Genomic DNA, 23,936 nt, shown 5'->3' with positions numbered 1-23,936 from the left:
GCCGCGCACGGTACGGCGCGGGCCCCGCCGGATCGGCGGGGCCCGTCCGTTCGCATGCGCAGGACGGCTACGGAATGACGACCACGGGACGCTGGGCGCGGCGGGCCAGGCGGCCCGCCACCGAGCCGAAGATGCGGCCCACGAGGCCGTGGGTGCCGCCGACGACGATCGCGTCCGCCTCGTACTCGCGGCCGACCTCCTCCAGTTCGTGGCAGATGTCGCCGCCGCGCTCCACCAGCACCCAGGAGATCTCCGTGAGGTGGTCGGCGCAGGCCAGTTCCAGGCCCAGCACCTCGGTGCGGTGGTCGGGGACGTCGACGAAGACCGGGGGCTCGCAGCCCGCCCACACCGTGGCCGGCAGGCGGTTGGCGACGTGCACGATCACCAGCGCGGAGCCGGTTCTGCGGGCCATGCCGATGGCGTAGGACAGCGCGCGTTCGCTGGAGACGGAACCGTCGAAGCCGACGACGATGCCGTGCCGGAAGGCGGGATCGCATGCGTGGTGGAGCGCGGGGGCCGCTTCGGGCAGCGCCGCCGACTCGGCGAGCGGCCTGCCGTCGGCAGGCTCGGGGAACTCATGACCGGCCATGATGCGGATTCTCGGCGAAGGCGGCGCTGACGCGCCGAGCAGCGGACAGGACGGTTCGTGCGGGGCGGGCCGCCGCAGCAGCCGGTTTCGGCCAGTTCGCCACTTCCCGTCCCACTCTCTCCAGAGTACGGCCGTGGGGACCGCCTGCACAGGCTCAGCGGGTCCCCCACAAGGACTCCCGTACCCGGAGTTCCCAGGAGAATGCCGGAGCACGGCCGCGAGCGCAACGCCATCGCGCCAACCCGTGGCACGGTTCGGCGCACCGGCGCACCGCGGGGGCGCGTCCCGGTCGCCCGCCCCGGCGGATCCCGTGCGAGGTCAGACCGCCGGCGGCGGCACCGCGGCGGCCGGCCGGGCGGGGGCGGACGACGCCGCTGGCCGAGCGTGGATCGGCGTCCGGAGCACCTGGCGGGCAACTGCCCGCCGCGGCCCGGCGCACCGCCTCCTCCAGCGTGCGCCCCTCCACGGCCATGGCGACGATTTTCGGCCAACTTCCTTGCGCCGCGGCCCTCTTGGAAGACGGGCCGGCTAACACCTCTGCCACCTGCGGTTCTACGATGCTCGTCGGCTCGGAACGACGCGTCGCGCGCCCGACGGGGCTCGTGTGACGGGAGGCGTACTTCCCAGCGGGCTCCGTGAGTGAAACGCTTCGTGATCGAATGCTTTACGCCACGTTGTCTTGTCGACTTAGCGTCAGATGTGGAAGTTGTCACTAACGCCCCACCTGACACAGTAGATTTGATCATGAGGCGGCTGCGCCCAATTGACGGGGGAGCACGTGCAGGACCGAGGGGACGACGCGTCGATACGAGGGGGGCTAGAGCTCCATGAGCCAGGAGTCCGGTTCCGGTACGGCGACGGACACTTCGTCGCAAGCACCATCCGCATCGCCTCGCGCCATCCGTAAACTCTCCGCGCGGCGCCGGCCCGAGGTCGTGGCGGTGCTGCTCTTCAGCGGTGGCCCGATATTCGAGAGCTCCATACCGCTGTCGGTCTTCGGCATCGACCGCCAGGACGCCGGGGTGCCCCGCTACCGGCTGCTGGTGTGCGCCGGCGAGGAGGGGCCGCTGCGGACCACCGGCGGCCTGGAGCTGACCGCCCCGTACGGCCTGGAGGCGCTGTCGCGGGCCGGCACGGTCGTCGTGCCGACCTGGCGCTCGATCTCGCAGGCGCCGCCACCCGACGCGCTGGACGCGATCCGCCGCGCCCACGAGGAGGGCGCCCGGATCATCGGCCTGTGCACCGGCGCGTTCGTGCTGGCCGCCGCCGGCCTGCTGGACGGCCGCCCGGCCACCACGCACTGGATGTACGCGCCCACCCTCGCCAAGCGCTACCCGTCGGTGCACGTCGACCCGCGGGAGCTGTTCGTGGACGACGGCGACGTGCTGACGTCCGCGGGCACCGCCGCCGGCATCGACCTGTGCCTGCACGTCGTGCGGACCGACCACGGCACGGACGCGGCGGCCGCGCTGGCCCGCCGGCTGGTCGTGCCGCCGCGGCGCTCCGACTGGCAGACCGGGCAGCGGCACCTGGACCGGTCTTTACCGGAGGAGATCGGCGCCGACCCGCTGGCCGAGGTCGTCGCCTGGGCGCTGGAGCACCTCCACGAGCAGTTCGACGTGGAGGCGCTGGCCGCGCGCGCGTACATGAGCCGGCGCACCTTCGACCGCCGGTTCAGGTCGCTGACGGGCAGCGCGCCGCTCCAGTGGCTGATCACCCAGCGGGTGCTGCAGGCCCAGCGGCTGCTGGAGACCTCCGACTACTCGGTGGACGAGGTCGCCGGGCGCTGCGGGTTCCGCTCCCCGGTGGCGCTGCGCGGCCACTTCCGGCGCCAGCTGGGGTCCTCCCCCGCCTCGTACCGGGCCGCGTACCGGGCCAGGCGGCCCCAGGACGAGCCGGAGCGGTCCCTGCCGACCCCGGAGCTGCCCGCCCTGCGGCGCGGCCCCGTGGCGCAGATCCTGGCCGCGCCCGGCAAGGGGGACGGCGAGCCGTTCGTGCGGGTGCCGGACCAGTCCGGGCGGTCCGACGTGGCCGAGGGTCCCGGGCGCACCCGGCTGAGGACCGCGCGCGGCCTGGGTGCCGCGCTGCCCGGCCCGCGTGATCGACCCGTAGGGTGAGACACATGAACGACCGGATGGTGTGGATCGACTGTGAGATGACCGGGCTGTCTCTGGCGCACGACGCGCTGATCGAGGTTGCCGCGCTCGTCACCGACTCCGAGCTGAACATCCTCGGCGAGGGGGTGGACATCGTGATCCGCCCGCCCGCCGAGGCGCTGGAGTCGATGCCGGAGATCGTCCGGCAGATGCACACCTCCTCCGGACTGCTGGACGAGCTGGCCGGCGGCGTCACGATGGCCGAGGCGGAGAAGCTCGTGCTGGACTACGTGCGCGAGCACGTCGCCGAGCCCCGCAAGGCGCCGCTGTGCGGGAACTCCGTCTCCACCGACCGCGGCTTCCTCGCCCGCGACATGCCCACGCTCGAGCAGCACCTGCACTACCGGATCGTCGACGTCTCCTCGGTCAAGGAGCTGGCCCGCCGCTGGTACCCGCGGGCGTACTTCAACAGCCCCGAGAAGAACGGCAACCACCGGGCGCTGGCCGACATCCGCGAGTCCATCGCCGAGCTGCGGTACTACCGCGAGGCCGTCTTCGTGCCGGCGCCGGGCCCGGACACGGACACCGCCCGCGCGATCGCCGCGAAGCACGTGGTCCCCGCGGAGAAGCCCGCCGGCGCGGCGGCGGACACCCCGGAATAACGAGGGCGCGACCACCCCTCGCCACCCTGTACACTTTTGCATGCGGCGCCACCCCGGACCGGGGACAGCGCCGCTGATGGTGGGTGTAGCTCAGCTGGTAGAGCACCTGGTTGTGGTCCAGGATGCCGCGGGTTCGAGTCCCGTCACTCACCCCACCGCAAAGGGCGCCGTCGCGGCAACGCGACGGCGCCCTTTCGCATACGCACGCCCGCCGAGTCCGCCCCCCCGGCCCGGACCGGCGGAGCCGCGCGCAACCGCGGCGCGCCCCCGGCGGGGCGCGCCGCAGGCCCGCCCGCGCACTCTCCGCGGGGGCGGGCCTGCGGGCCCGGGAAGGGGTGGGCGGCGGGCCGGGGGCCTGGCAGGGCCGCCCGGGTCATCGTCCCGCCGCCGCCCGTTCCCGGGGCCGGGGCTGCCGGTCGGTCGCGCGGGCGTGAGCCCTACGCGTTGAACAGCAGCGCGTACGCTCCCATGGCCATGGCGATGTCCGCCTCGGCCCAGAAGCGGTGGTAGGTGAAGGACGGGACCGCGCCTCCGGCGAGGTAGGCCTGCACCTTCGACCAGTTGGGGTCGTTCTTGTAGAAGGAACGCAGCTCGATGAAGGTCGAGTTGCTGTCGATCTTGTCGCCGTTCGGCATCGTGCCCGTCCAGCCGGACGGGACGTAGACCGGGTCGTCGAACCGGGTGTAGTCGGCCCGGGTCTCCGGCGTCGCGATGCCCAGCGGGTCCTGGTAGTGGGTCCACATGCCGTCCAGCAGTTGCTTGGCCATCGTCTTGGCCGCGGTGCTGCCGGACTTGGCGGCGTAGTACGCCAGCGTCTTGGCGTAGGCCGCCGTGACACCGAGGTCGTCGCCGTAGGCGGAGACCGTCACGTGCAGACCGGCGTTGGAGCCGGGGCTGGACGGGTTCCAGGTGTCGGGCTGGCCGGACCACTGCAGGTCGGACGGGATCTTGAAGGTGCCGTCCGCGTTGATGGTGGTCTGCGACATGGCCCAGGTCGTCCACTTGTCGAGGATGGCCTTGGCCGTGGTGTCTCCGGTCTGCTGGTAGTACTCGGCGACGCGCTCCATCGACCAGGCCTGCATGCCGAACCACTGGTTCGACGGCGGGTCGTGGTAGACGGGCTCCCAGTCGTACGCCATCCCGTAGAAGGTCGACGTGCCGGCCGGGGGCTGCTCGTAGGCGCCGTTCCAGCTGTTGGTGGCACCGCCGGCGATCGCGCCCTCGCTCGACTGCAGCCAGCGGTAGAACTCCAGCTGCCGGCCGAGGCTGGTGGTCCAGTCCGCCTTGCCGGTGGCGGACTTGGGGGCCATCGCGGTGTCGGTGGTCAACGCGTAGGCCGCCAGCGGGTTCTGGTAGCCGAAGTGCGACGCGCCGTCGCCGATGCGCCAGGCCCAGCCGCCGCCGGAGCCCTCCGAGCCGCCCCAGGCGTAGTACCAGGACAGCAGGTAGTGCTCGCTGTCCTTGCCCGTGCCGGCCGCGCAGGTGCTCGGGCTGGTGCAGTTCCCGATCTTCTTGAAGTACTTGTCGAAGAAGGAGTACCGCAGGTAGTCGCCCATCTTGCCGGCCTTGGCGACGGTGGCCGCCACGTCCGCGCTCCTGCCCTGCGCCTTGGCCCAGGTGTCCGCCCAGTAGGCGGCCTGGATCGCGCGCGCGTCGGCGTCCGGTGCGTCGGTGTACTTCCACTGCTGCGCGTAACTGGAGTCGCCGGTGAACAGGTCCAGGTACCCGTTCTTGCCGCCGTACTTGAACGCGTCGCAGGTCGGCTGCGGCACCGTCTCCCACACCGACTCCTGCGCGCCACGCTGGAAGGTGTTGATGTACGACGGGCCGGAGGCCGTCGGGCCGAGCTCGCAGCCGCCGCCCGGGGTGTCGCCGTAGCCGTAGACGTTGTCGACGTCCTCGAGCCAGTGCATGCCGTAGATGTCGTCGGTGCCGTACGCCGACTTCAGCTCGCCGGCGATCGGGTCGACGCCCGACTTGACGCTGCTGTCGAGCTTGGACGGGTAGTCCGAGGGCAGCGGGTGCTCGGGGGCGTACGTGGCCGGCGAGCTCGCGTTGTAGTACGCGTTCGTCGGCTGGTCCGCGTGCTGCGGGATCATGTACGTCTCCATGGTCCCCCAGGCCGCGTTGAACTTGCTCCAGTCCTGGGTGACCTCGCCGTACATGGCCTGCAGCCAGATCATGTACGAGTACGCCTCGGAGGTCGTCTCGTGGCCGTAGTCCGGCGCCTCGACGATCAGCGTCTCCACCGAGTGGTACGGGATGCCCTGCGGTGAGAAGTAGCCGTTCGCCGGGTCGGTGATCTTCCCGTAGAGCGACAGGAAGCGCGCGTTGTAGTCGCTGGTCGCGCCGATCTCGGTGGCCGTGACGTCGGCCTTGGCGTAACCGGTGGCGGTGGCCGAGAAGGTCGCCGTGCCGGTGCCGGACGCGTCGGCGGCCACCGTGACGTTCTGCGCGGTGCTCCAGTTGGCCGGCGTGAACGTCAGGCTCGCGCCGGACTGCACGCTCAGGCCGGTGTTGCCGGAGCTGCGGGCCACCGCGACCGTCACGTTCGACGCCGGCGCGCCGGACAGCTTCACCGCGAACGTGCCCGTCTTGCCCTGCTGGACGGAGAGTTGGGCCGGTGAGGCGACGATCGACGGCCCGGCGGCCACGTGCACGCCGACCGGGGTGGACTCGCCGGTCGCGCCGAGGCTGTCGTACGCCTTGGCGTAGACCGAGTAGTCACCCGCCGGGACGGCCGACCAGTCGAGGCTGTACGGCGCGGTGGTGTCGGTCCCCAGCAGCGTGGTGTCGCTGTAGAACTCCACCTTGCTGATGGTCGCGTTGTCGGCGGCGACCGCGGTCGCGGCCAGCGGGATGGTGGCGCCCGCGGTGTAGGTGGCGCCGGACGCCGGGCTGGTCAGCACCGGCAGCGGCGGCTGGTGGGCGCCGCCGCAGACGGTGCCGTTGACCGCGAAGCCGGTCGGCGCCGCGTTGGTGCCGCTGTAGTTGAAGTTGGCGCTGGTGGACGCGTTGCCGCCGGCCGGGATGGTCTTGCCCCAGTCGGGCGCGACCACGGTGACGTTCTTCCCGGACTGCGACCAGGTGCCGTTCCAGCCGCTCGTCAGCGTCTGGTTGCCGGCGTACGCGTAGGTGAGCGTCCAGCCGTCGATGGCCGAGCTGCCGAGGTTGGTGATCTTGGCGGTGGCGGTGAAGCCCGAACCCCAGTCGTTCGTCGAGTAGTCGACGCTGCACTGGAGGGACGCCGCATGGGCGACGGGCCCGCCGCCGGCGGCGGTCATGGCCAGCGGGACGGCCAGCGCCGCGGCGAACGCGGTCACCAGTCGTCCCAGCCGCGGTCGCAGCCGTGTACCGAACGGTCTTCCTCTGGGCATGCGAGAGGTCCTCCTCGCGGTTCTCGGTGGGGGGATGCCAGAACGTGCGCAACTGAACCAGTGGGAGCGCTCCCACAATCGAGGCGGACCGAAAGACTGTCAAGAGCCCGGTCTCAACCGCATGTTCATGACGTGTTCGCACCTCCTCGGCCCCACCCGTCACCGGCTACTCCGCCACCCCACGCGCGTTCGGAAGGCGAACGGACGGCGCGGGCCCCCTACCGGGCCTGTCCGTTGGCCGCTAGGGTCTGCCGCGGACCAGTGGGAGCGCGTCCACTTCTCACATGCACTCGACCTCTCGATCCCCCCACCTCACGAGGAGTCGCACATGCGACCACCCACGCGCACCGCGGTGTTCGCCACGGCCGCGGTGACCACCGCCGCGGCCGCGGCCGCACTGCTCCCCGCCCTCGGCGCCACCGCCTCCGGTGCCGCACCCGCCTGCTCGGTCGCGTACTCCGTGACCAACCAGTGGGACACGGGCTTCCAGGGCAACGTGGTCATCACCAACAACGCCGCACCCACGTCCAGTTGGAACCTGACCTTCGCCTTCCCGGGCGGCCAGAAGGTGACCCAGGGCTGGAACGGCACCTGGACGCAGTCCGGCAGCACCGTGTCGGTGGCGTCCATGTCGTACAACGGGACCCTCGGCACGGGTGCCAGCGTCAGCGCCGGCTTCCTGGCCAGCTGGTCGGGCGCCAACCCGGCGCCCACCACGTTCACCCTCAACGGCACGACCTGCAACACGGACGGCACCACACCCCCCACGACGCCGCCCACCACTCCCCCGACCACACCGCCGACCACGCCCCCGACGACACCGCCCGGCGGCGGCGACGCCCCGCCGCCCAAGCTGCACGTCTCGGGCAACGAGCTGGTGGACTCCACCGGCAAGCAGGTGGTCCTGCACGGGGTCAACCGCTCGGGCACCGAGTTCGCCTGCGCGCAGGGCAACGGCATCTTCAACGGGCCGGTCGACGACACCGCGATCGACGCCATCCAGAGCTGGAAGGGCGTCGCGGCGGTCCGCGTCCCGCTCAACGAGGACTGCTGGGAGGGCCTGTCGTACGTGCCCGCCGCGGACGGCGGCGCGAACTACGTCGCCGCGGTCACCGACTGGGTCAACCGCCTGGTGGCGCACGGCATCACGCCGATCGTCGAGCTGCACTGGACGCACGGCACGTACACCGGCAACTCGGCGGGCTGCTCGGACGTCAACGCGACCTGCCAGAAGCCGATGCCGGACGCGCAGTACGCGATCCCGTTCTGGACGAGCGTCGCGAACACCTTCAAGAACGACACCTCGGTCGTCTTCGAGATGTTCAACGAGCCCTACCCGGACCGGGCCACCTCGACCACCGACCAGGCCTGGGCCTGCTGGCGCGACGGCGGCACCTGCCCGGGCATCGGCTACCAGGTGGCCGGAATGCAGAACCTGGTCGACGCGGTGCGCGGCACCGGCGCGCAGAACGTGATCCTGCTCGGCGGGCTCGCGTACTCCAACGACCTCACCGGGTGGCTGGCCCACGAGCCGACCGACCCGACCGGCAACCTGGGCGCGGTCGTCCACGTCTACAACTTCAACACGTGCTCGTCCTCGTCCTGCTGGGACTCCCAACTCGCCCCGGTCGCGGCCAAGGTGCCGCTGCTGGCCACCGAGATCGGCGAGAACGACTGCGCGCACGGATTCATCGACACGTTCATGAACTGGCTGGACACGCACCAACTGGGCTACCTGGGCTGGACCTGGAACAACTGGGACTGCAGTTCCGGCCCGTCGCTGGTCTCGGACTGGAACGGGACCCCGACCAACTACGGCATCGGCTTCAAGAACCATCTGGCGGGCCTGAGTTGAGGTGACGCGCGCCCGGCGGCGGCCGGGCACCCGCGAACCGGGGCGGTCCCGTGCATGGATGGCGTGCACGGGGCCGCCCCCTCGCGCGGGGCCTGTGAGCTGCGGCGGTCGCCGGCCGCCCGGGGACCGGCACTCGTTCGGGACTCGAAACGATCGAGGGGCGAACGGGCCAGTATGGAACAACTTATTGACGGGGATGTACGGCGCTTGTAAACATCACCTCGCCAGAGAGCGCTCTCACCATGCTCGCGGTGCTCTCCGTACCTCCATCACGGACCCCCACCCGGTTGAGGAGTACACATGTCAGGCAGCACGTCCCCGGTGGTGCGCCGCCGGTATGCCGGGAGCGGCGGCAGCGCCGACCGGTCGCGGCCGTATCTGATCCTCGCTCTGCTCTGCGCGCTGCTGGCCGGCGTCGCGCTCACGGTGACCGCGCAGTCCCCGGCCGGCGCGGCCGGGACGCTGCTGTCCCAGGGCAAGCCGGCCACCGCCTCCTCCGCCGAGAACGCCACCTTCCCGGCGTCCGCGGCGGTCGACGGCAACACCGGCACCCGCTGGTCCAGCGCCTTCAGCGACCCCCAGTGGCTCCAGGTCGACCTCGGCTCGACCCAGACCGTCTCCCAGGTGACGCTCAACTGGGAGGCGGCGTACGCCACGTCGTTCAAGATCCAGGTGTCCGACAACGCCTCGACGTGGACCGACGTCTACTCCACGACGACCGCCACCGGCGGCGTGCAGAACCTGGCCGTAAACGGTTCCGGCCGCTACGTCAGGTTCTACGGCACCGCCCGCGCCACCGCCTACGGCTACTCGCTGTGGGAGTTCCAGGTCTACGGCGGGTCCGGCCCCACGCAGTCCGCCTGCGGCACCGACGACGCGGCACAGGGCCGCCCGGCGACCGCCTCCTCCACCGAGAACGCCGGCACCCCGGCGTCCGCGGCGGTCGACGGGGACACCGGCACCCGCTGGTCCAGCGCCTTCAGCGACCCCCAGTGGCTCCAGGTCGACCTCGGAGCCTCCGTCCCGGTCTGCGGGGTCGGTCTCAACTGGGAGGCCGCGTACGCCAGTTCCTTCAAGATCCAGGTCTCGGACAACGGCACGGCGTGGACCGACGTCTACTCCACGACGACCGGCACCGGCGGCGTCCAGAACCTGACGGTGTCCGGCACGGGCCGCTATGTGCGCGTCTACGGCACCGCGCGGGCCACCGCCTACGGCTACTCGCTGTGGGAGTTCCAGGTGCACGTGCCCACCGGCACCACCACCCCGCCGACCACGCCGCCCACCTCTCCGCCCCCGGACTCCTTCTGGGGTGACACCAGCAAGATCCCGGCCGCCCAGAACGTGATGGAGGTCGCGGTCCTCAACCGCACCAACGGCCAGTACCCGGACAGCCAGGTGTACTGGAGCTTCAACGGCCAGACGCACTCCATCGCCGACCAGCCGTACTTCGACATGCCGGCCAACTCCTCCGGCCGGATGTACTTCTACCTGGGCTCGGCGGCGAGCCAGTACTACGACTTCATCGAGTTCACCATCGGCCCGGCCGTCTTCAACGGCAACACCACGCGGGTCGACGCGTGGGGCCTGCCGCTGGCCGTCCGGCTGCACTCGCACTCCGGCCAGGACGTGCAACTCGGCGACAGCCAGGACCTGTTCACCAGCACTCGCGACCAGGTGTTCCAGCAGTTCCAGAACGCCGTGCCGCAGCAGTTCAAGGTGCTCGCCCAGACCCAGGCGCCGTACCGCATCATCGCGCCCGGCAGCGACCCCAGCTTCCGGGCCGGCGGCGCCAACGCGAACTACTACACCTCCTACGCCAGTTCGGTGGGCATCAACGAGCCGACGTCGAACATCTTCGGCTGCGCCGGGAGCCTGGCGGGGAACCCCTCGATGTGCGCGGCGCTCAACCGCCACACCGCGACGCTCCCCTCCGACCAGCAGCAGGACCCGTCGAAGTTCTACTCCGGCGACCCCGCCAACTGGTACGCCAAGTTCTGGCACGACCACGCGATCAACAACCTGGCGTACGGGTTCCCGTACGACGACGTGGCCGGCCAGGCCGCGTACACCTCGATGCAGAACCCGCAGTGGATGGAGGTCGCGGTCGGCTGGTGAGCCCGCCGCGGCAGCACTGAGCCATCTCCTTCCCCCCACCGGCCGCCGGGACACGGGACCAGCCAGGTCCCGGCCCCGGCGGCCGTCTTCCGTCGCGGGGCCGGCCGCGCGAGCGGTGTGCGGCGTGCGTCCGGCGAGCGGTGTGCGGCGTGCGGCGTGCGTTCGCCCCGCGCCCGGCGTCGCGGAAATGCGTTGCCGGGCCCCGGCGGCCGGGGCAGGGTGGCCCGATGAGCACCGACGACGACGAAGCCCGGCAGGCGGCCCACGGCGTGACCGACCTGTTCTCGCACGGTCGGCTGACCGCCGTGCCGCGCCGCCCCGCCCGCCGCGAGCAGCTCCTCGGCTACCTTGCCGCGCGCCTGTTCACCGGCGGCCGCGTCTACACCGAGCGCGAGGTCAACGAGGCGCTGGCCACGGTCCACGAGGACACGTCGGCGCTGCGGCGCTATCTGGTCGAGGGCGGCTTCCTCGGCCGCACCAGGGACGGCGCGGTCTACCAGCGCCTGCGCTGAGCGGGCCCGCCCGCGCCGGGCCGTACGGCGCCCGCTACGCCGCTCCGGGCGGCAGCGGCAGCCAGCCCGTGCCACCGGTCCAGTGCCGGCCGGCCGCCAGGTGGGCCAGCACGGCCCGCTCCAGCGCGCTGCGCGCCACGAGCGCGGAGGGGTCCGCCGCGGGGTCGCCGAAGACGAACCCGAGGGTGGTCGCGTCGTCCGGCTCCGGGCCGGCCCACACCGCGGTGAAACGGCGCTGGAACGCGAGGATGCGGGAGTCCCGGGGGAGGTACTCCGCGAGCTGCGGGTCCAGCAGCCAGGAGTGGCAGGTGACGATCGCGGCGGGCTCGTCCGGGTGGTGGCGCGCGAAGAACGCGCGGGCCCGGTCGAACGAGGCGTCGCACGCGGCGGGATCCAGCGGGCCGGTGAAGTCGGGGATGTGCAGGCCGAGCGCGCGGGTGCCGGGGCCCGCCGCGACCCCGGCGGCGGCGAGCGCGGTCCCGGTCCTGCCGCCGAGGCGGGTCCGCTCGAACTGGAGCCGGCCGAGTTGGACGAGCACGCCGCGGAAGTGCCGTGCCAGCCATGAGGTGTTGGCGAGGCCGGGCGTGCCGTGGCGGCGCGCGTGGACGGCCATGTGGCGGCCCACGTCGGCCAGCGTCCTGCGGGTGACCTCCTCCGGCACGCCCAGCGCGCGGTGGTACGCGGCGGTGTGCGGGCGGGTCGCGGCCAGCACCAGCAGCGCGAACCACGGCCCGGGGGCGGCGCCCGCCCGCGCGGCGCGCGCGTCCAGGTCGGGCCCGAGGGCCGGCCCGCCCCCGGGGCCGCCGCCGACCTCCCCCATGTCGCGAATGAACTCCTGCACAGCGCCGACCAGTTGCCCGTGCGCGGTGGCGTCCCCGGCGACCCTCTCGGCGGCCGCGAGCACCCCGTTCGTCGCCGCGTAGGGCACGCCCAGGTCGAGCAGCGTCTCGGCCAGCCCCACCCCGCGCGGCACCCTCACCTCGTCGCTCATCCCGCCACCCTAGGGCCGCGGCTCCGCGCCCGGGCACCACGCGGGCGGGCGGCCGTTTCCGCTGCGGGCGGGCGTCAGACGGAGTCGCGCTGGACGAGTTCGGTGGCCAGGACCACGTGGCGCCGGACGGAGGCGCGTTCGGCGATCTCCTCCAGCAGGACGCGGGCCATGGTGCGGCCCATCTCCTCGGTGGGCTGGCGGACGCTGGTGAGCGCAGGGTCCATGTGGCGGGCGATCGCGGAGTCCTCGAAGCCGATCAGGGCGACGTCGTCCGGCACCTGGCGGCCCTCCTCGCGCAGCACCGCGCGGGCGCCCGCCGCCATGAGGTCGGACGCGGCGAACACGCCGTCGACGTCGGGGCGGCGGGCCAGCAGCTCGCGCATGGCCCGGCGGCCGCCCTCCTCGGTGAAGTCGCCGCCGGCGACCAGGCCGTCGTCGACGCCGAGGCCGGCCGCCTCGACCGCCTGCCGGTAGCCGTCGAGCCGGCAGCGCGCCACGTACATGTCGGTCGGCCCGGTGATGGTGGCGACCCGGCGGCGGCCGCGGGCCAGCAGATGGGAGACCGCGGCCCGGGCGCCGCCGACGTTGTCCGCGTCGACGTACGACACCGACTCCAGGTCGCTGCGGCGGCCGTTGAGCACCGCGGGCATCTCCAGCTGCTCCAGCAGGTCGGGCAGCGGGTCGTCCTCGTGGACGGAGACCAGCAGCACGCCGTCGACGCGGTGCGCGGCGAGGTACTGGGCGAAGCGCGAGCGCTCCTTGGGCGTGCGGATCAGGGTGAGCAGCAACTGCATGTCGGTGTCGGCGAGTTCGGCGCCGATCCCGCGGATGATGTCCGAGAAGTACGGCTCGGCGAAGAGCCGGGTCTCGGGTTCGGGGATGACGAGCGCGATGGCGTCGGTACGGTTGCCGGCCAGCGCCCGGGCGGCCCGGTTGGGCACGTAGCCGAGCTCGGCGATGGCGGCCTCGACGGCGGCCTTGGCCCGATCGCTCACCCGGGGTGAGCCGTTGATGACGCGCGAGACGGTGCCCCGCCCGACCCCGGCGCGCACGGCCACCTCCTCCAGGGTGGGCCGTCCGCTGTGCCGCCCGTTCATGGCCACTTCCGCCTCCCGCTGCTTCCCGCTGCGCGCCACCTTAGCGCCCGCTTCTTCCCGCGTCAGAGAGCGCGTGAGAGCGCTCCCACCGTACAAGTCCCAGGCAGGCCGGTCGGCCCGCGGTTTCCCCGGCGTTCGTTCAAGAAGTAACGCCCGCCCCGCCCCGGACACGTTCCGGCAACGAAATGGACTTCACATCTTGACACTGACCCCTCCCAGGCGTGAATGTTCCGGAAAGCCTACGTGGGAGCGCTCCCACACACGCCCTTCACAGGGCACCCGCGAGCACGTACCCGGGGACCGCACCACCCGCACGCCGACCCACCCTGACAAGGAGAGTGGAATGCGCACTTCAGGCAGAACCCGCAAGGCCGCTGTCATCGCGGTCGCGGGTCTCGCGACCTGCGCGACGCTGATCACCGGCTGCAGCAGCAGTGACAACAACGGCTCCAAGGGCGGGAAGTCGTCCTCCTCGGAGCAGATCACGCTGCACATCGGTGACTTCAACGAGTTCGGATACAACGACAAGACGGGGGCGAAGCTCTTCTCGGAGTACGAGGCCCTGCACCCGAACATCAAGATCGTCGAGGACAACGTCACCGACGGCCAGCAGTACTGGGACTCCCTCAAGCTGCACCTGCAGCAGAACAGCGGCCTCGACGACATCCAGGCGATCGAGGTCGGCTACATCGCCGAGGCGATCCAGCCCGCGCTGGCCTCGAAGTTCCTCGACTTCAAGACGGTCAAGGGCTTCAGCGCCGACGACTGGGTCTCCTACAAGGAGAAGCAGGCCACCACCGCCTCCGGCCAGGTCATCGGCGTGGGCACGGACATCGGCCCGACGGCGATCTGCTACCGGTCCGACTTCTTCAAGCAGGCCGGCCTGCCGACCGACCCGGACCAGGTCGCGGCGCTGTGGAACGGTGACTGGTCGAAGTTCGTCCAGGTCGGCGAGCAGTTCAAGGCGAAGGCGCCGAGCGGCGTGGCCTTCACCGACTCGGCCGGCGGCCTGTTCAACGCGGTCCTGTCCAGCCAGCCGACGCAGTACTCCGACCAGGACGGCAAGCTGGTCTACGACTCCAGCCCGGGCGTCAAGACCGCCTGGGACCTGTCCGCCCAGGCGGTCAAGGAGGGTCTGACGGCCAAGCTCCAGCAGTTCGACTCGAACAACACCTGGTCGGCCGCCTTCAAGACCGGCAAGTTCGCCACCGTCGCCTGCCCGAGCTGGATGGTCGGCCTCGTGCAGACCAACTCCGGCCCGGCGAACAAGGGCAAGTGGGACATCGCGCAGCCGCCGCAGGCGGGCAACTGGGGCGGTTCGTTCCTCGCGGTGACCAAGGCCAGCAAGCACCCGGCCGAGGCCGCGGCGCTGGCGCAGTGGCTGACCGGCGCCGCGCAGGAGGTCAAGATCTTCCAGAAGTTCGGCAACATCCCGTCGAACAAGGGCGGTCTGTCCGACCCGGCGGTGCAGAACACCACGAACGACTACTTCGGCGCCCCCGGCAAGCCGGCGCCGACCGGCAAGATCTTCGCCACCACCGCGCAGAGCATCCAGCCCGCGCCCATCGGCCCGGACGACGGCACGGTGAAGGACATCATCACCAAGAACGGCCTGCTGGACATGGAGCAGCGCGGCACCTCCGCCGACAAGGCCTGGTCCAACGTCAAGGCCCAGGTGAAGGACAAGATCGGCGAGTAGTCCCGCTCGGGGCCGCCCGGCAGTGACTCCCACCTGCCGGGCGGCCCGCACCCTCTCGCGCACCCCGCCGAACCCCTACGGGAAGGACGCCCTCGTGGCCACCTCCGTCAGGGCGACGTCCGACGGCAGCCCCCCGTCGTCCAGGCCCGCCCCCAGCACGTCCCGCCGCGGCGACCCCGGCGCTCCGGGCGGCTGGCGTACCCGGCTCTACCGGTTTGACACCAAGGCCTCGCCGTACGCCTACATCGCCCCCTTCTTCCTCGTCTTCGCCGCCTTCGGCCTGTTCCCGCTGATCTACACCGGCTGGCTCTCGCTGCACAACGTGCAGCTGGGTGAGAGCGGGTCGGGCAGCTGGGTGGGCTTCGACAACTACACCAACCTGTGGGACAACCAGTTCTTCTGGAAGGCGCTGCGCAACACCTTCACCCTCGGGGTGATCTCCACGGTGCCGCAGCTCCTGATGGCCCTCGGCCTGGCCCACCTGCTCAACTTCAAGCTCCGCGGCCGCGGTTTCTTCCGGGTCGCCATCCTGGCCCCGTACGCCACCTCGATCGCCGCGGCGGCCCTGGTCTTCGTGCAGCTGTTCAACCCCGACTACGGGATGATCAACCAGCTCCTCGGCCACTTCGGTGTCGACGGCATCCGCTGGGACTCCTCCAAGTGGCCCGCGCAGATAGCCATCTCGTCCATCGTGACGTGGCGCTGGACGGGCTACAACGCGCTGATCTACCTGGCCGCCATGCAGGCGGTCCCCGCCGACCTCTACGAGGCAGCGGCCCTGGACGGGGCGTCGCGCTGGCGGCAGTTCATCAGCGTCACGATCCCCTCGATCCGTCCCACGATCTTCTTCACCATCATCGTCTCGACGATCGGCGCCACCCAGCTCTTCGGTGAGCCGCTGATCTACGGCGGCGGCGTCGGCCCGACGGGCGGCACCGACCACCAGTACCAGACGCTGAGCCTGTACATGTACGACAAGGGCTGGCAGGTCGGGCAACTCGGCCAGGCGTCCGCGGTCGCCTGGGTCATGCTGCTGATCCTGCTGCTCATCGGCGCCGTCCAGCTGCTCTTCGTACGCAGCAACCGCCGGAAGCTTGGGGGCTGACCATGGCACAACTCACCGAGCCGGTCCGGTCCTCCGGAGCCCGGCACTCCTCGGCCGCGCCCCGGCGGGCACGGCGCCGGCTGCGCGTGGGCGGTGCGGGCAAGCAGCAGAACGGCGGCCCGATCGCGTATGCGTTCCTGATCATCGCCACGCTGGTCTCGCTGTTCCCGCTCTACTGGACGGTCGTCGCGGCGTCGCACACCGACACCGACATCGTCACGCCGCCCACGCCGCTGCTGCCCGGCAGCCACCTGATCGACAACCTGAAGATCGTCTGGGACCAGGTCGACATGACCACGGCCCTGATCAACTCGACGATCGTGGCGGGCACCGTCGCGTTCAGCACGGTGCTGTTCGCCACCCTGGCCGGATTCGCCTTCGCCAAGCTGGAGTTCCGCGGCCGCAACGCGCTGCTGACCGTGGTGGTCGCCACGATGACGGTCCCGCCGCAGCTCACCGTGATCCCGCTGTACCAGATCATCACCAAGGCGGGCTGGGTCGGACACCTGCAGTCGGTGATCCTGCCGTCGCTGGTCGCGGCGTTCGGCGTGTTCTTCATGCGGCAGTTCCTCGCCGAGGCGCTGCCCATCGAACTCGTCGAGGCGGCCCGCGTGGACGGTGCGCACAGCCTGCGGATCATCTGGCACGTGGTGTTCCCGATCGCCCGGCCGGCCATGGCGGTGCTGGGCATGCTGGTGTTCGTCCAGTCCTGGAACGACTTCTTCTGGCCGTTCATCGCCCTCAGCCAGCAGAACCCGACGGTCCAGGTCGCGCTGGCCGGCGTCGGGGCCGGCAACCACTCGATCGACCACGCCGTGGTGGTCTGCGCCGCGCTGGTCTCCACGCTGCCCCTGCTGCTGGTCTTCGCCGTGCTGGGCCGGCAGATCGTCAGCGGCATCACGGCGGGTGCCGTGAAGAGCTGAGCCCGCGCGCCCGCGCTCCCCCACTCCTCCCGACGACCCCCTGATTCCGTGGAGTCCCCGCATGACAGCTGTCCGTTCCGAGAGTCCCGAGCTCTCGCAGAGCCCGGCCTCGTACCGCTTCCCCCCCGGCTTCGTCTGGGGGGCGGCCACTGCCGCCTACCAGATCGAGGGCGCCGCGGCCGAGGACGGCCGCACCCCCTCGATCTGGGACACCTTCAGCCACACGCCCGGCCGCGTCCACAACGGGGACACGGGTGACATCGCGGCCGACCACTACCACCGCTTCCGTGACGACGTCGCCCTGATGGCGGACCTGAACCTGGCCGCGTACCGCTTCTCGGTGTCCTGGTCGCGGGTGCAGCCCACCGGCCGGGGCCCGGCCGTGCAGCGCGGCCTGGACTTCTACCGGCAGCTGGTCGACGAGCTGCTGGAGAAGGGCATCACGCCGGTCGCCACCCTCTACCACTGGGACCTGCCGCAGGACCTGGAGGACATCGGCGGCTGGACGGTCCGGGACACCCCCGAGCGGTTCGCCGAGTACGCCGAGATCGTGGCGTCGGCGCTGGGCGACCGGGTGCCGTTCTGGACGACGCTCAACGAGCCCTGGTGCTCGGCGTATCTGGGCTACGGCTCCGGCGTGCACGCGCCGGGCCGCACCGACCCGGAGGCCGCGCTGAAGGCGGTGCACCACCTCAACCTGGCCCACGGCCGGGCCATCGGGGCGCTGCGCTCGCTGCTCCCGTCGACGGCCCAGACGTCGATCACCCTCAACCTCCACCAGATCCGGCCGCTCAGCACCTCCCCGGCCGACCTGGACGCCGCGCGCCGGATCGACGCGGTCGGCAACCGGGTGTGGCTCGGGCCGATCCTCGACGGCGCCTACCCGGCGGACGTGATGGCCGACACCGGCCACATCGTCGACTGGGACCGGCTGGTCAAGGACGGCGACCTGGCGGAGATCTCCCGCCCCATCGACCTGCTGGGCATCAACTACTACACGCCGACGCTGGTCTCGGACGGCAGGGCGCACGTGGACGGTGCCGGGCTCCCGCGCAACGACGGGCACGGCGCCAGCGACCACTCGCCGTGGCCCGGCTCGGAGCACGTGGCGTTCCACCTGGCGCCCGGCGAGACGACCGCGATGCGCTGGGCGGTGGACGCCAGCGGCCTGTACGACCTGCTGATGCGGATCCACCGGGAGCACCCGGGGCTGCCGATGATGGTCACGGAGAACGGCGCCGCGTACGACGACTACATCTCGCCCGAGGGCACCGTCAACGACCCGGACCGGATCGCGTACCTGCGCGGCCACCTGTCGGCGGTGCACCGGGCGCTGGCCGACGGCGCGGACGTGCGCGGCTACTTCCTGTGGTCCCTGATGGACAACTTCGAGTGGGCGTACGGGTACAGCAAGCGGTTCGGCGCGGTCTACGTCGACTTCGGCACGCAGCGCCGGATTCCCAAGCAGAGCGCCCACTGGTACGCGGCGGTGGCGCGCGACAACGTCCTTCCGGACAGCCCGGAGGAGGACGGGACGTCCTGAAGGAACGGTGAGGGGAGCGGTGCGGCAGTTCGAGGGTGCTGCCGTACCGCTCCTTTTCCTTGCCCTCCGCGCCCGCCCGGGGACCTGCACCCGAACGCGGGCGCCCGCGGCGCTCCTCTCCCGTGGGGGTGGGAGAGGAACACCGCGGGCGGACCGGCGTCCGGCCGGAGGGGATGTCCGGCCGGAGGGGGGTCAGCCGGTGTAGGCGGCGAACGCCTGGGAGAAGGCGCCGGCGCTCTGGACGACGGAGCTGCAGGTCGGGTCGGCCCAGCTCTGGGCGCCGCCCGCGCACTGCCTGTCACGGGACGCGGACCACATCGACAGCCAGGCCATGCCCTTGCTCCGGGCGAAGTTCACCAGCTTGGTGGCGTCCGCGACGGTGAACGTCTCGCTGCTCACGTCGTTGACGCCGATCATCGGGGTGACCGCGATCTTCTGCCAGGCTGCCGTGTCGGACAGCCCGAGCACGCTCTTGACCTGGGCCTGCGTGGCGGTGGCGCCGTCGATGGCGTACTGGCCCATGTCGCCGCCGAAGGACGAGCCGTAGTCCATCGCCATGATGTCGACCGCGTGCACGTCCACGCCGTTGGCCTTGGCGTTCGACAGCAGGTCGATGCCGTCCTGGGTGAGACCGGTGGGCATCGCCGGGAGGGTGTACGAGACCTGCAGGCCGCTGTGGGTCCGCTGGAGCTGGGCCACGGCCTGGGCGCGCCGGGTGTTGCTCGCGGTGTCGGGGAGCGCGCCGCCCTCGACGTCGAAGTCGACCTTCGTCAGCTTGTACTGGTCGACGACCTTGCCGTACGCGGCCGCGAGGTCGGCCGCGGAGGAGCAGGCGGCGGCCAGTTCGGTGCCGTTGGCGCCGCCGAAGGAGACCCGGACGTCGCCGCCGGCCGCGCGGACCGCGCCGATCTGCGCGGCGACCGCGTCGCTGCCGAGGTCGGTGACACCGCCCCACTTCGGGGTGCAGCCGCCGCCGGAGACGACGAAGGCCAGGTTGAACTGCTTGACGCCGTTGGCCTTCATCGCGCCGGTCAGGTCGTACGCCGGGTACAGCGAGGTGTCGACGTAGGGGGCGAAGCCGCCGCCGGAGGTGGAGCCGCCGCCGGTGCCCGCGGTCGGCGTGGGGGTGGGGGTGGGCGCCGTGGTCGCGGTGCGGGTCGGCGTCGGCGTGGGCGTCGCGGTCGCGGTGCGGGTCGGCGTCGCGGTGGCCGTCGCCGTACGGGTGGGACGGCCGGTCGGGGTGGGCGCCGGGCTGTCGTCGACGGAGCACTTGGCGTTGTCGATCAGGCAGTCGACGGGGTCGGCGGCGTGCGCGGCGGCCTTGGTGACGAAGCCGACCTCGACGGACGCGCCGGGCGCGACGGTGGCGTTCCAGCCGGCCGGCTTCACCGTGACGGTCTGCCCCGAGACGGTGTAGTCGCCGTTCCACAGCGAGCTGACGGCGGTGCCGGCGGGCAGGTCGAACCTCAGCGTCCAGCCGTCGAGGGCACTGCCCGTGGAGTTGGTGATGGTGTATTGCCCGGTGTAGCCGGTCGACCAGTCGCTGGTCCTGGCGTAGGCGGCGCCGACCGTCGCGGCGCTCGCGGAGCCGGCGAGGGCGAAGGCCCCGCCGGCTGCCGCGGCCGCGGCGGTGGCGGCGCCGATCAGCTGCACCGTGCGGCTGGGACGGCGGCGGTGAGTGGTTGCCATGTGCTGCCTGCCTCGGAATGGGGGGACCCGGGGGTACCGGGGTGCGGTGGCGCGGGCAGCACGCTAGCGGTCACGGATCGGACGAAAGCCCAGTTGAGGGCCGTCGCCCGGGTTCTTATGACGGGCTTAAGGATGGCCAAGGGACGGCATAAGACTCAGCTCTTGGACGACACCAGATGGGCGAAGACCACCACGTTGTCCTGGTAGTCCTGCTTGGTCCGGTCGAAGGTGCCGCCGCAGGTGATGATCCGCAGCTCGGGGTCCTGGGTGTCGCCGTACACCTTCTGGTCGGGGAACGAGGACTTGGAGAAGGTCTGCACGGAGTCGACCTTGAACGTGGCCGTCGAGCTGTCGGCGCGGCTGACGGACACCGTGGCGCCCGGCTTGACCAGCGACAGCAGCAGGAACACCGCGGGCCCGGTCTTGGTGTCGACGTGCCCGGCGACGATCGCGTCGCCCTTCTCGCCCGGGGTGGGCCCGCCGGCGTAGTAGCCGACGACGTTGGGGGTACTCATCGGCGGCGGCGTCAGCGTGCCGTCGGAGCCGAGCGTCAGCGGCACGAACGGGGCGTCGACGCCGATGGAGGGGATCGACAGCTTGGTGGGCACCGAGGGGCTCATCCCGGGTTCCGTGCTGCCGGGGGCGGAGGGCGCACCCGCGGAGGTGGCCGCGGAGCCGGTGGAGACCGGTGGCACGGGGACCCCGTTGGCGGTGTCGGAGGACGACGGGTTCAGGGAGTTGTAGACCAGGAGGGTGCCGAGGAGTGCCGCGGCGGCGGCCCAGCGCAGGACGCGGGATCCGCTGTCGCGCGCCGGTGCGGGATCCGGCGCCGGCCCGCCGGTCGGCGGATGCTGCACGGCCATGAGGCGCTGCCTTTCAACGGCCCGCCCGGGCGGGCGGGAACGGGTGGTGCGGGTGCTGCCCGGGGTCCGGGCCGGGGTCCGGGGCCGGGAACAGGACGGGCGTGGCCACCGCCGCGGGGGCGGTGGCCACGCCGTTCAGGGCGTGCGACTGCCGGTCAGGACCGGATCAGGCCATCGTGGCGCCGGCGCCACGGCGACGGCGCAGCACGACCGCGCCCGCGCCGAGGCCGCCGAGCAGCAGCACGGAGCCGGCCGCCAGGCCGCCGCCGGAGGCCAGCGACATGCCGCCGCCACCGGTGTGCATGCCGCCGTGCGGGCGCTCGCCGCCACCCCAGCTGGAGGAGCCGGACTGGTCGCCGCCACCCCAGCTGGAGGAGTCGGAGCCGGAGCCGGAGCCGCTCGGGTCGTAGGCGCCGATCGCGCGGGCCATCGCGCCGCCGCCGGTGTCCATGCCGCCGTGCGGGCGGTGGTCACCGTGGTGGTCGCCGTGCGGGTCCGAGGAGGACGCCGAGCTGTCCGACGAGCTGCTGTCGGACGAGCTGTTCGACGACGCGCTGCTGTCGGACGAGCTGGAGGAGCTGTCGGTGCCCGCGGACGGACGGCCGTTCGGGTGGTTGTTCGGGTCGTACGCGCCCGGGGCCAGGGCCGTCGCGCCGCCGCCGGTGTCCATGCCGCCGTGCGGGCGGTGGTCACCGTGGTGGTCGCCGTGCGGGTCCGACGAGGACGCCGAGCTGTCCGACGAGCTGCTGTCGGACGAGCTGTTCGACGACGCGCTGTGGTCGGACGACGCGGGCCGGTGCGACGTCGAGGACGACGAGGACGACTGCGACGACTGCGACGACGTGGACGACTGGGACGACTGGGGGTCGCTGGAGGACGACTGGCCGTGGCTGTTGGGGTCGTAGGCGTTGACGGCGCCCGTGGCGTGGGCGGCCGGCGCGGCGATGGCCAGGCACGCGGTGAGCGCGGCACCAGCCAGAACGGTGCGAGCAGTACGCATGGAGAAGGTTCCTTCCGTCGACACGTACACCGGTCGGCTTCATGCCGGCCCTGGAAAGTGCAGTGGCGACGTGATCACCGTCAGTCGCATTCCGGATCCCTGCCACTCGGAAGAGCCGCCAGGGTGGGTCGGCTCCGCTCTTCGGGTGGCGGTGCGTCAGACCCGGTGTTCGTCGATCCGTCAGGAACTGTGTCCGTCGATCCGTCAGACCTCGCCAACTCGGCTTGGGGAGTTGGCTGACGACGGGACGTCAGCGGGGAGCGCCGGGGGCGGCCGGAGCGGCACCCGTCCGGGGAGGTCACCCGCCCGGCGGGACCGGGCGGCGGGGCGGGCCGGGTAGTGACGACTGTGGCGGGTGGGAGACCGCCGCGCCCGGACCCGGCAGGGCCGGACCGGCGCCGTCCCCCTGCCCGCCCGGGGACTCCGCCCCGCACCCGCATTCGCACCCCGAGAGGACGCCATGGCTTCGGACCCCGCGTCGGACCCGGCTTCAGCCCCGGTTCCGGCCCCCGCTTCCGCACCGGCAGATGACCCGCGCCCCGGCAGCGGCCGCCGGAACCTCCTGCGCGCACTGACCGGCGGCGGCGCCCTGGCGGCGCTGAGCCTGACCGCGGCGCCGCAGGCGTCCGCCGCGGCCCGCCCCGCGCCCACGCGGCCGGCGGGCCGGCCCGCCGCCGACCCGTTCACCCTCGACCGGTTCGCGCCCACCGGCCGGCTGCGCGAGTACTGGGTCCAGGCCGACTCGTTCCCGCACAACGCGGTGCCCAACGGCCACGACATGATGACCGGGGCGAAGTTCACCGCCGACCAGACGACGTTCCAGGCGATCGGGTTCCGCGCCTACAGCCCCGGCTGGGGCAGCCCGCTGCCGGCCGACTTCGGCCCGGAGGGCATCGGCGCGAACTCCGGCATCCCGGGGCCGGTGCTGCGCGGCCACGTCGGCGACACGATCCGCGTGCACTTCCGGAACAACGACGCCCACTACAAGTGGCCGCACAGCATGCACCCGCACGGCGTGCGCTACTCCCCCGGCAGCGACGGCGGGTGGATGGCCGACACCCCCGACAAGCCCGGAACGGCCGTTCCCTACAAGGGCAGTTACACCTACACCTGGCAGTGCACCCCGGGATCCGTGGGGAGTTGGCCCTACCACGACCACTCGACGCCGCAGGCGCCGCCGCGCCCGTCCGGCGGCGGCAGCCCGCAGGGCGCACAGGGCGCACAGAGTACGCAGGGCACGAAGGACGCGCACGGCGCGCCCCCGGGCGGGGACGCGCAGGCCGCGCCGGGCGGCGCGGTGGCGGAGATCGGCGCGACGCTCGGCCTGTTCGGGATGATCGCCGTCACCGACGACCGGACCCCGCAGGTGGACCGGGAGTTCGTGCTGTTCTTCCACGACGTGTCGCCCGGCGAGGCGCCGTCGGTGAAGGGCGAGCTGTCGCTGTGCAACGGCGGCGCGTTCGTCGGCAACGCGCCCACGTACACCGCGAGGACCGGTGAGCGGGTGCGCTGGCGGGTGGGGACGCTCGGCAACTCCTTCCACGTCTTCCACATCCACGGCCACCGCTGGCTGTCCGCCGCCGGATGGGTGGACTCGCAGGTGCTCGGCCCGGCGACGACGCTGACCGTGGAGTACACCGAGGACAACCCGGGCGACTGGCTCTACCACTGCCACCTGCCCGGCCACATGTCCCGCGGCATGGCGGGCGGCTACACGGTGACCGGCTGACCGGCCGGTCCCTCCCGTTCGTGCTCGCGCCGCGGGGCCGTACGTGATCCGCGTACGGCCCCGCGGCGCGGGTGCGCCGGATGCGTCC

At 72.1% G+C, this 23,936-nt stretch carries 17 protein-coding genes and 1 tRNA gene; 11 read left to right on the top strand and 7 right to left on the bottom strand.

Going from position 1 to position 23,936, the window contains the following annotated elements; translation table 11 throughout:
- Positions 1-67 precede the first annotated feature (67 nt).
- On the bottom strand, positions 68-589 hold the full coding sequence (locus tag BMW99_RS09585) for a universal stress protein (protein WP_069465329.1): 522 nt from the start codon (positions 587-589) through the stop codon (positions 68-70).
- 827 nt (positions 590-1,416) lie between these two features.
- Between BMW99_RS09585 and BMW99_RS09580 the strand changes: the two genes are divergently transcribed.
- From BMW99_RS09580 to BMW99_RS09570, 3 genes are all read left to right on the top strand, one after another.
- Positions 1,417-2,706, top strand: coding sequence for a GlxA family transcriptional regulator (locus BMW99_RS09580; RefSeq protein ID WP_069465330.1), 1,290 nt, complete (start codon positions 1,417-1,419; stop codon positions 2,704-2,706).
- Between the two features lie 5 nt (positions 2,707-2,711).
- Entirely contained in the window at positions 2,712-3,347 is a 636-nt protein-coding gene (gene orn / locus BMW99_RS09575; RefSeq protein ID WP_069465331.1) for an oligoribonuclease, read from the top strand.
- Positions 3,348-3,426: 79 nt separating this feature from the next.
- A tRNA-His gene (locus tag BMW99_RS09570) sits at positions 3,427-3,502 on the top strand.
- Between the two features lie 282 nt (positions 3,503-3,784).
- On the opposite strand, the gene BMW99_RS09565 is transcribed toward BMW99_RS09570, so the two are convergent.
- Entirely contained in the window at positions 3,785-6,724 is a 2,940-nt protein-coding gene (locus tag BMW99_RS09565; protein WP_075016609.1) for a glycoside hydrolase family 48 protein, read from the bottom strand.
- 328 nt (positions 6,725-7,052) lie between these two features.
- Between BMW99_RS09565 and BMW99_RS09560 the strand changes: the two genes are divergently transcribed.
- The 3 genes from BMW99_RS09560 (at position 7,053) to BMW99_RS09550 (ending at position 11,209) form a co-directional block, all read left to right on the top strand.
- Positions 7,053-8,579 (top strand): cellulose binding domain-containing protein, encoded by a 1,527-nt coding sequence (locus tag BMW99_RS09560; protein WP_079175996.1) that lies wholly within the window; start codon positions 7,053-7,055, stop codon positions 8,577-8,579.
- A 300-nt stretch (positions 8,580-8,879) separates the two neighbouring features.
- Complete coding sequence (locus BMW99_RS09555) at positions 8,880-10,697, top strand: discoidin domain-containing protein (protein WP_079138748.1); 1,818 nt, start codon at positions 8,880-8,882, stop codon at positions 10,695-10,697.
- Between the two features lie 227 nt (positions 10,698-10,924).
- Positions 10,925-11,209 carry a DUF2087 domain-containing protein gene (locus BMW99_RS09550; RefSeq protein WP_069465594.1) on the top strand — a complete coding sequence of 95 codons (285 nt, stop codon included), beginning with the start codon at positions 10,925-10,927 and terminating at the stop codon, positions 11,207-11,209.
- Between the two features lie 34 nt (positions 11,210-11,243).
- Here the strand turns inward: BMW99_RS09550 and BMW99_RS09545 are convergent, their stop codons facing one another.
- Both BMW99_RS09545 and BMW99_RS09540 read right to left on the bottom strand, forming a co-directional pair.
- Entirely contained in the window at positions 11,244-12,200 is a 957-nt protein-coding gene (locus BMW99_RS09545) for an acyltransferase domain-containing protein (RefSeq protein WP_075016608.1), read from the bottom strand.
- Between the two features lie 74 nt (positions 12,201-12,274).
- Positions 12,275-13,297 (bottom strand): LacI family DNA-binding transcriptional regulator, encoded by a 1,023-nt coding sequence (locus tag BMW99_RS09540; RefSeq protein WP_069464447.1) that lies wholly within the window; start codon positions 13,295-13,297, stop codon positions 12,275-12,277.
- A 343-nt stretch (positions 13,298-13,640) separates the two neighbouring features.
- On the opposite strand from BMW99_RS09540, the gene BMW99_RS09535 reads away from it, so the two are divergent.
- The 4 genes from BMW99_RS09535 to BMW99_RS09520 all read left to right on the top strand — a co-directional run bounded on the left by BMW99_RS09535 (position 13,641) and on the right by BMW99_RS09520 (position 18,567).
- A complete protein-coding gene (locus tag BMW99_RS09535; protein ID WP_069464446.1) occupies positions 13,641-14,996 on the top strand; it encodes an ABC transporter substrate-binding protein in 1,356 nt (451 codons plus the stop codon).
- A 94-nt stretch (positions 14,997-15,090) separates the two neighbouring features.
- Positions 15,091-16,101 (top strand): carbohydrate ABC transporter permease, encoded by a 1,011-nt coding sequence (locus BMW99_RS09530; protein ID WP_069464445.1) that lies wholly within the window; start codon positions 15,091-15,093, stop codon positions 16,099-16,101.
- Positions 16,102-16,103: 2 nt separating this feature from the next.
- Complete coding sequence (locus BMW99_RS09525) at positions 16,104-17,024, top strand: carbohydrate ABC transporter permease (RefSeq protein ID WP_069464444.1); 921 nt, start codon at positions 16,104-16,106, stop codon at positions 17,022-17,024.
- A 61-nt stretch (positions 17,025-17,085) separates the two neighbouring features.
- Positions 17,086-18,567: a GH1 family beta-glucosidase gene (locus BMW99_RS09520; RefSeq protein ID WP_075016607.1), complete on the top strand. Its 1,482-nt coding sequence runs from the start codon at positions 17,086-17,088 to the stop codon at positions 18,565-18,567.
- Positions 18,568-18,759: 192 nt separating this feature from the next.
- Here the strand turns inward: BMW99_RS09520 and BMW99_RS09515 are convergent, their stop codons facing one another.
- From BMW99_RS09515 to BMW99_RS40660, 3 genes are all read right to left on the bottom strand, one after another.
- Entirely contained in the window at positions 18,760-20,256 is a 1,497-nt protein-coding gene (locus BMW99_RS09515) for a cellulose binding domain-containing protein (RefSeq protein ID WP_075016606.1), read from the bottom strand.
- Positions 20,257-20,411: 155 nt separating this feature from the next.
- Positions 20,412-21,119, bottom strand: a complete 708-nt coding sequence (locus BMW99_RS09510) for a class F sortase (RefSeq protein ID WP_069462600.1) — start codon at positions 21,117-21,119, stop codon at positions 20,412-20,414.
- Between the two features lie 166 nt (positions 21,120-21,285).
- Positions 21,286-22,119 (bottom strand): hypothetical protein, encoded by an 834-nt coding sequence (locus BMW99_RS40660; protein WP_143080523.1) that lies wholly within the window; start codon positions 22,117-22,119, stop codon positions 21,286-21,288.
- Between the two features lie 460 nt (positions 22,120-22,579).
- On the opposite strand from BMW99_RS40660, the gene BMW99_RS09495 reads away from it, so the two are divergent.
- A complete protein-coding gene (locus BMW99_RS09495) occupies positions 22,580-23,848 on the top strand; it encodes a multicopper oxidase domain-containing protein (protein ID WP_069465126.1) in 1,269 nt (422 codons plus the stop codon).
- Positions 23,849-23,936 lie beyond the last annotated feature (88 nt).

Origin of the sequence: Actinacidiphila rubida, assembly GCF_900110255.1 — a bacterium.
In the GTDB taxonomy this organism is placed as follows: Bacteria; Actinomycetota; Actinomycetes; order Streptomycetales; family Streptomycetaceae; genus Actinacidiphila; species Actinacidiphila rubida.
This window is presented reverse-complemented; position numbering and strand designations above follow the sequence as displayed.

Coding starts and splice junctions, on each gene's coding strand:
- BMW99_RS09510 (WP_069462600.1), bottom strand. CDS start 21,119: ATGGCCGTGCAGCATCCGCCGACCGGCGGGCCGGCGCCGGATCCCGCA.
- BMW99_RS09585 (WP_069465329.1), bottom strand. CDS start 589: ATGGCCGGTCATGAGTTCCCCGAGCCTGCCGACGGCAGGCCGCTCGCC.
- BMW99_RS09560 (WP_079175996.1), top strand. CDS start 7,053: ATGCGACCACCCACGCGCACCGCGGTGTTCGCCACGGCCGCGGTGACC.
- BMW99_RS09545 (WP_075016608.1), bottom strand. CDS start 12,200: ATGAGCGACGAGGTGAGGGTGCCGCGCGGGGTGGGGCTGGCCGAGACG.
- BMW99_RS09540 (WP_069464447.1), bottom strand. CDS start 13,297: ATGAACGGGCGGCACAGCGGACGGCCCACCCTGGAGGAGGTGGCCGTG.
- BMW99_RS09555 (WP_079138748.1), top strand. CDS start 8,880: ATGTCAGGCAGCACGTCCCCGGTGGTGCGCCGCCGGTATGCCGGGAGC.
- BMW99_RS40660 (WP_143080523.1), bottom strand. CDS start 22,119: ATGCGTACTGCTCGCACCGTTCTGGCTGGTGCCGCGCTCACCGCGTGC.
- BMW99_RS09515 (WP_075016606.1), bottom strand. CDS start 20,256: ATGGCAACCACTCACCGCCGCCGTCCCAGCCGCACGGTGCAGCTGATC.
- BMW99_RS09580 (WP_069465330.1), top strand. CDS start 1,417: ATGAGCCAGGAGTCCGGTTCCGGTACGGCGACGGACACTTCGTCGCAA.
- orn (WP_069465331.1), top strand. CDS start 2,712: ATGAACGACCGGATGGTGTGGATCGACTGTGAGATGACCGGGCTGTCT.
- BMW99_RS09565 (WP_075016609.1), bottom strand. CDS start 6,724: ATGCCCAGAGGAAGACCGTTCGGTACACGGCTGCGACCGCGGCTGGGA.
- BMW99_RS09535 (WP_069464446.1), top strand. CDS start 13,641: ATGCGCACTTCAGGCAGAACCCGCAAGGCCGCTGTCATCGCGGTCGCG.
- BMW99_RS09520 (WP_075016607.1), top strand. CDS start 17,086: ATGACAGCTGTCCGTTCCGAGAGTCCCGAGCTCTCGCAGAGCCCGGCC.
- BMW99_RS09495 (WP_069465126.1), top strand. CDS start 22,580: ATGGCTTCGGACCCCGCGTCGGACCCGGCTTCAGCCCCGGTTCCGGCC.
- BMW99_RS09525 (WP_069464444.1), top strand. CDS start 16,104: ATGGCACAACTCACCGAGCCGGTCCGGTCCTCCGGAGCCCGGCACTCC.
- BMW99_RS09550 (WP_069465594.1), top strand. CDS start 10,925: ATGAGCACCGACGACGACGAAGCCCGGCAGGCGGCCCACGGCGTGACC.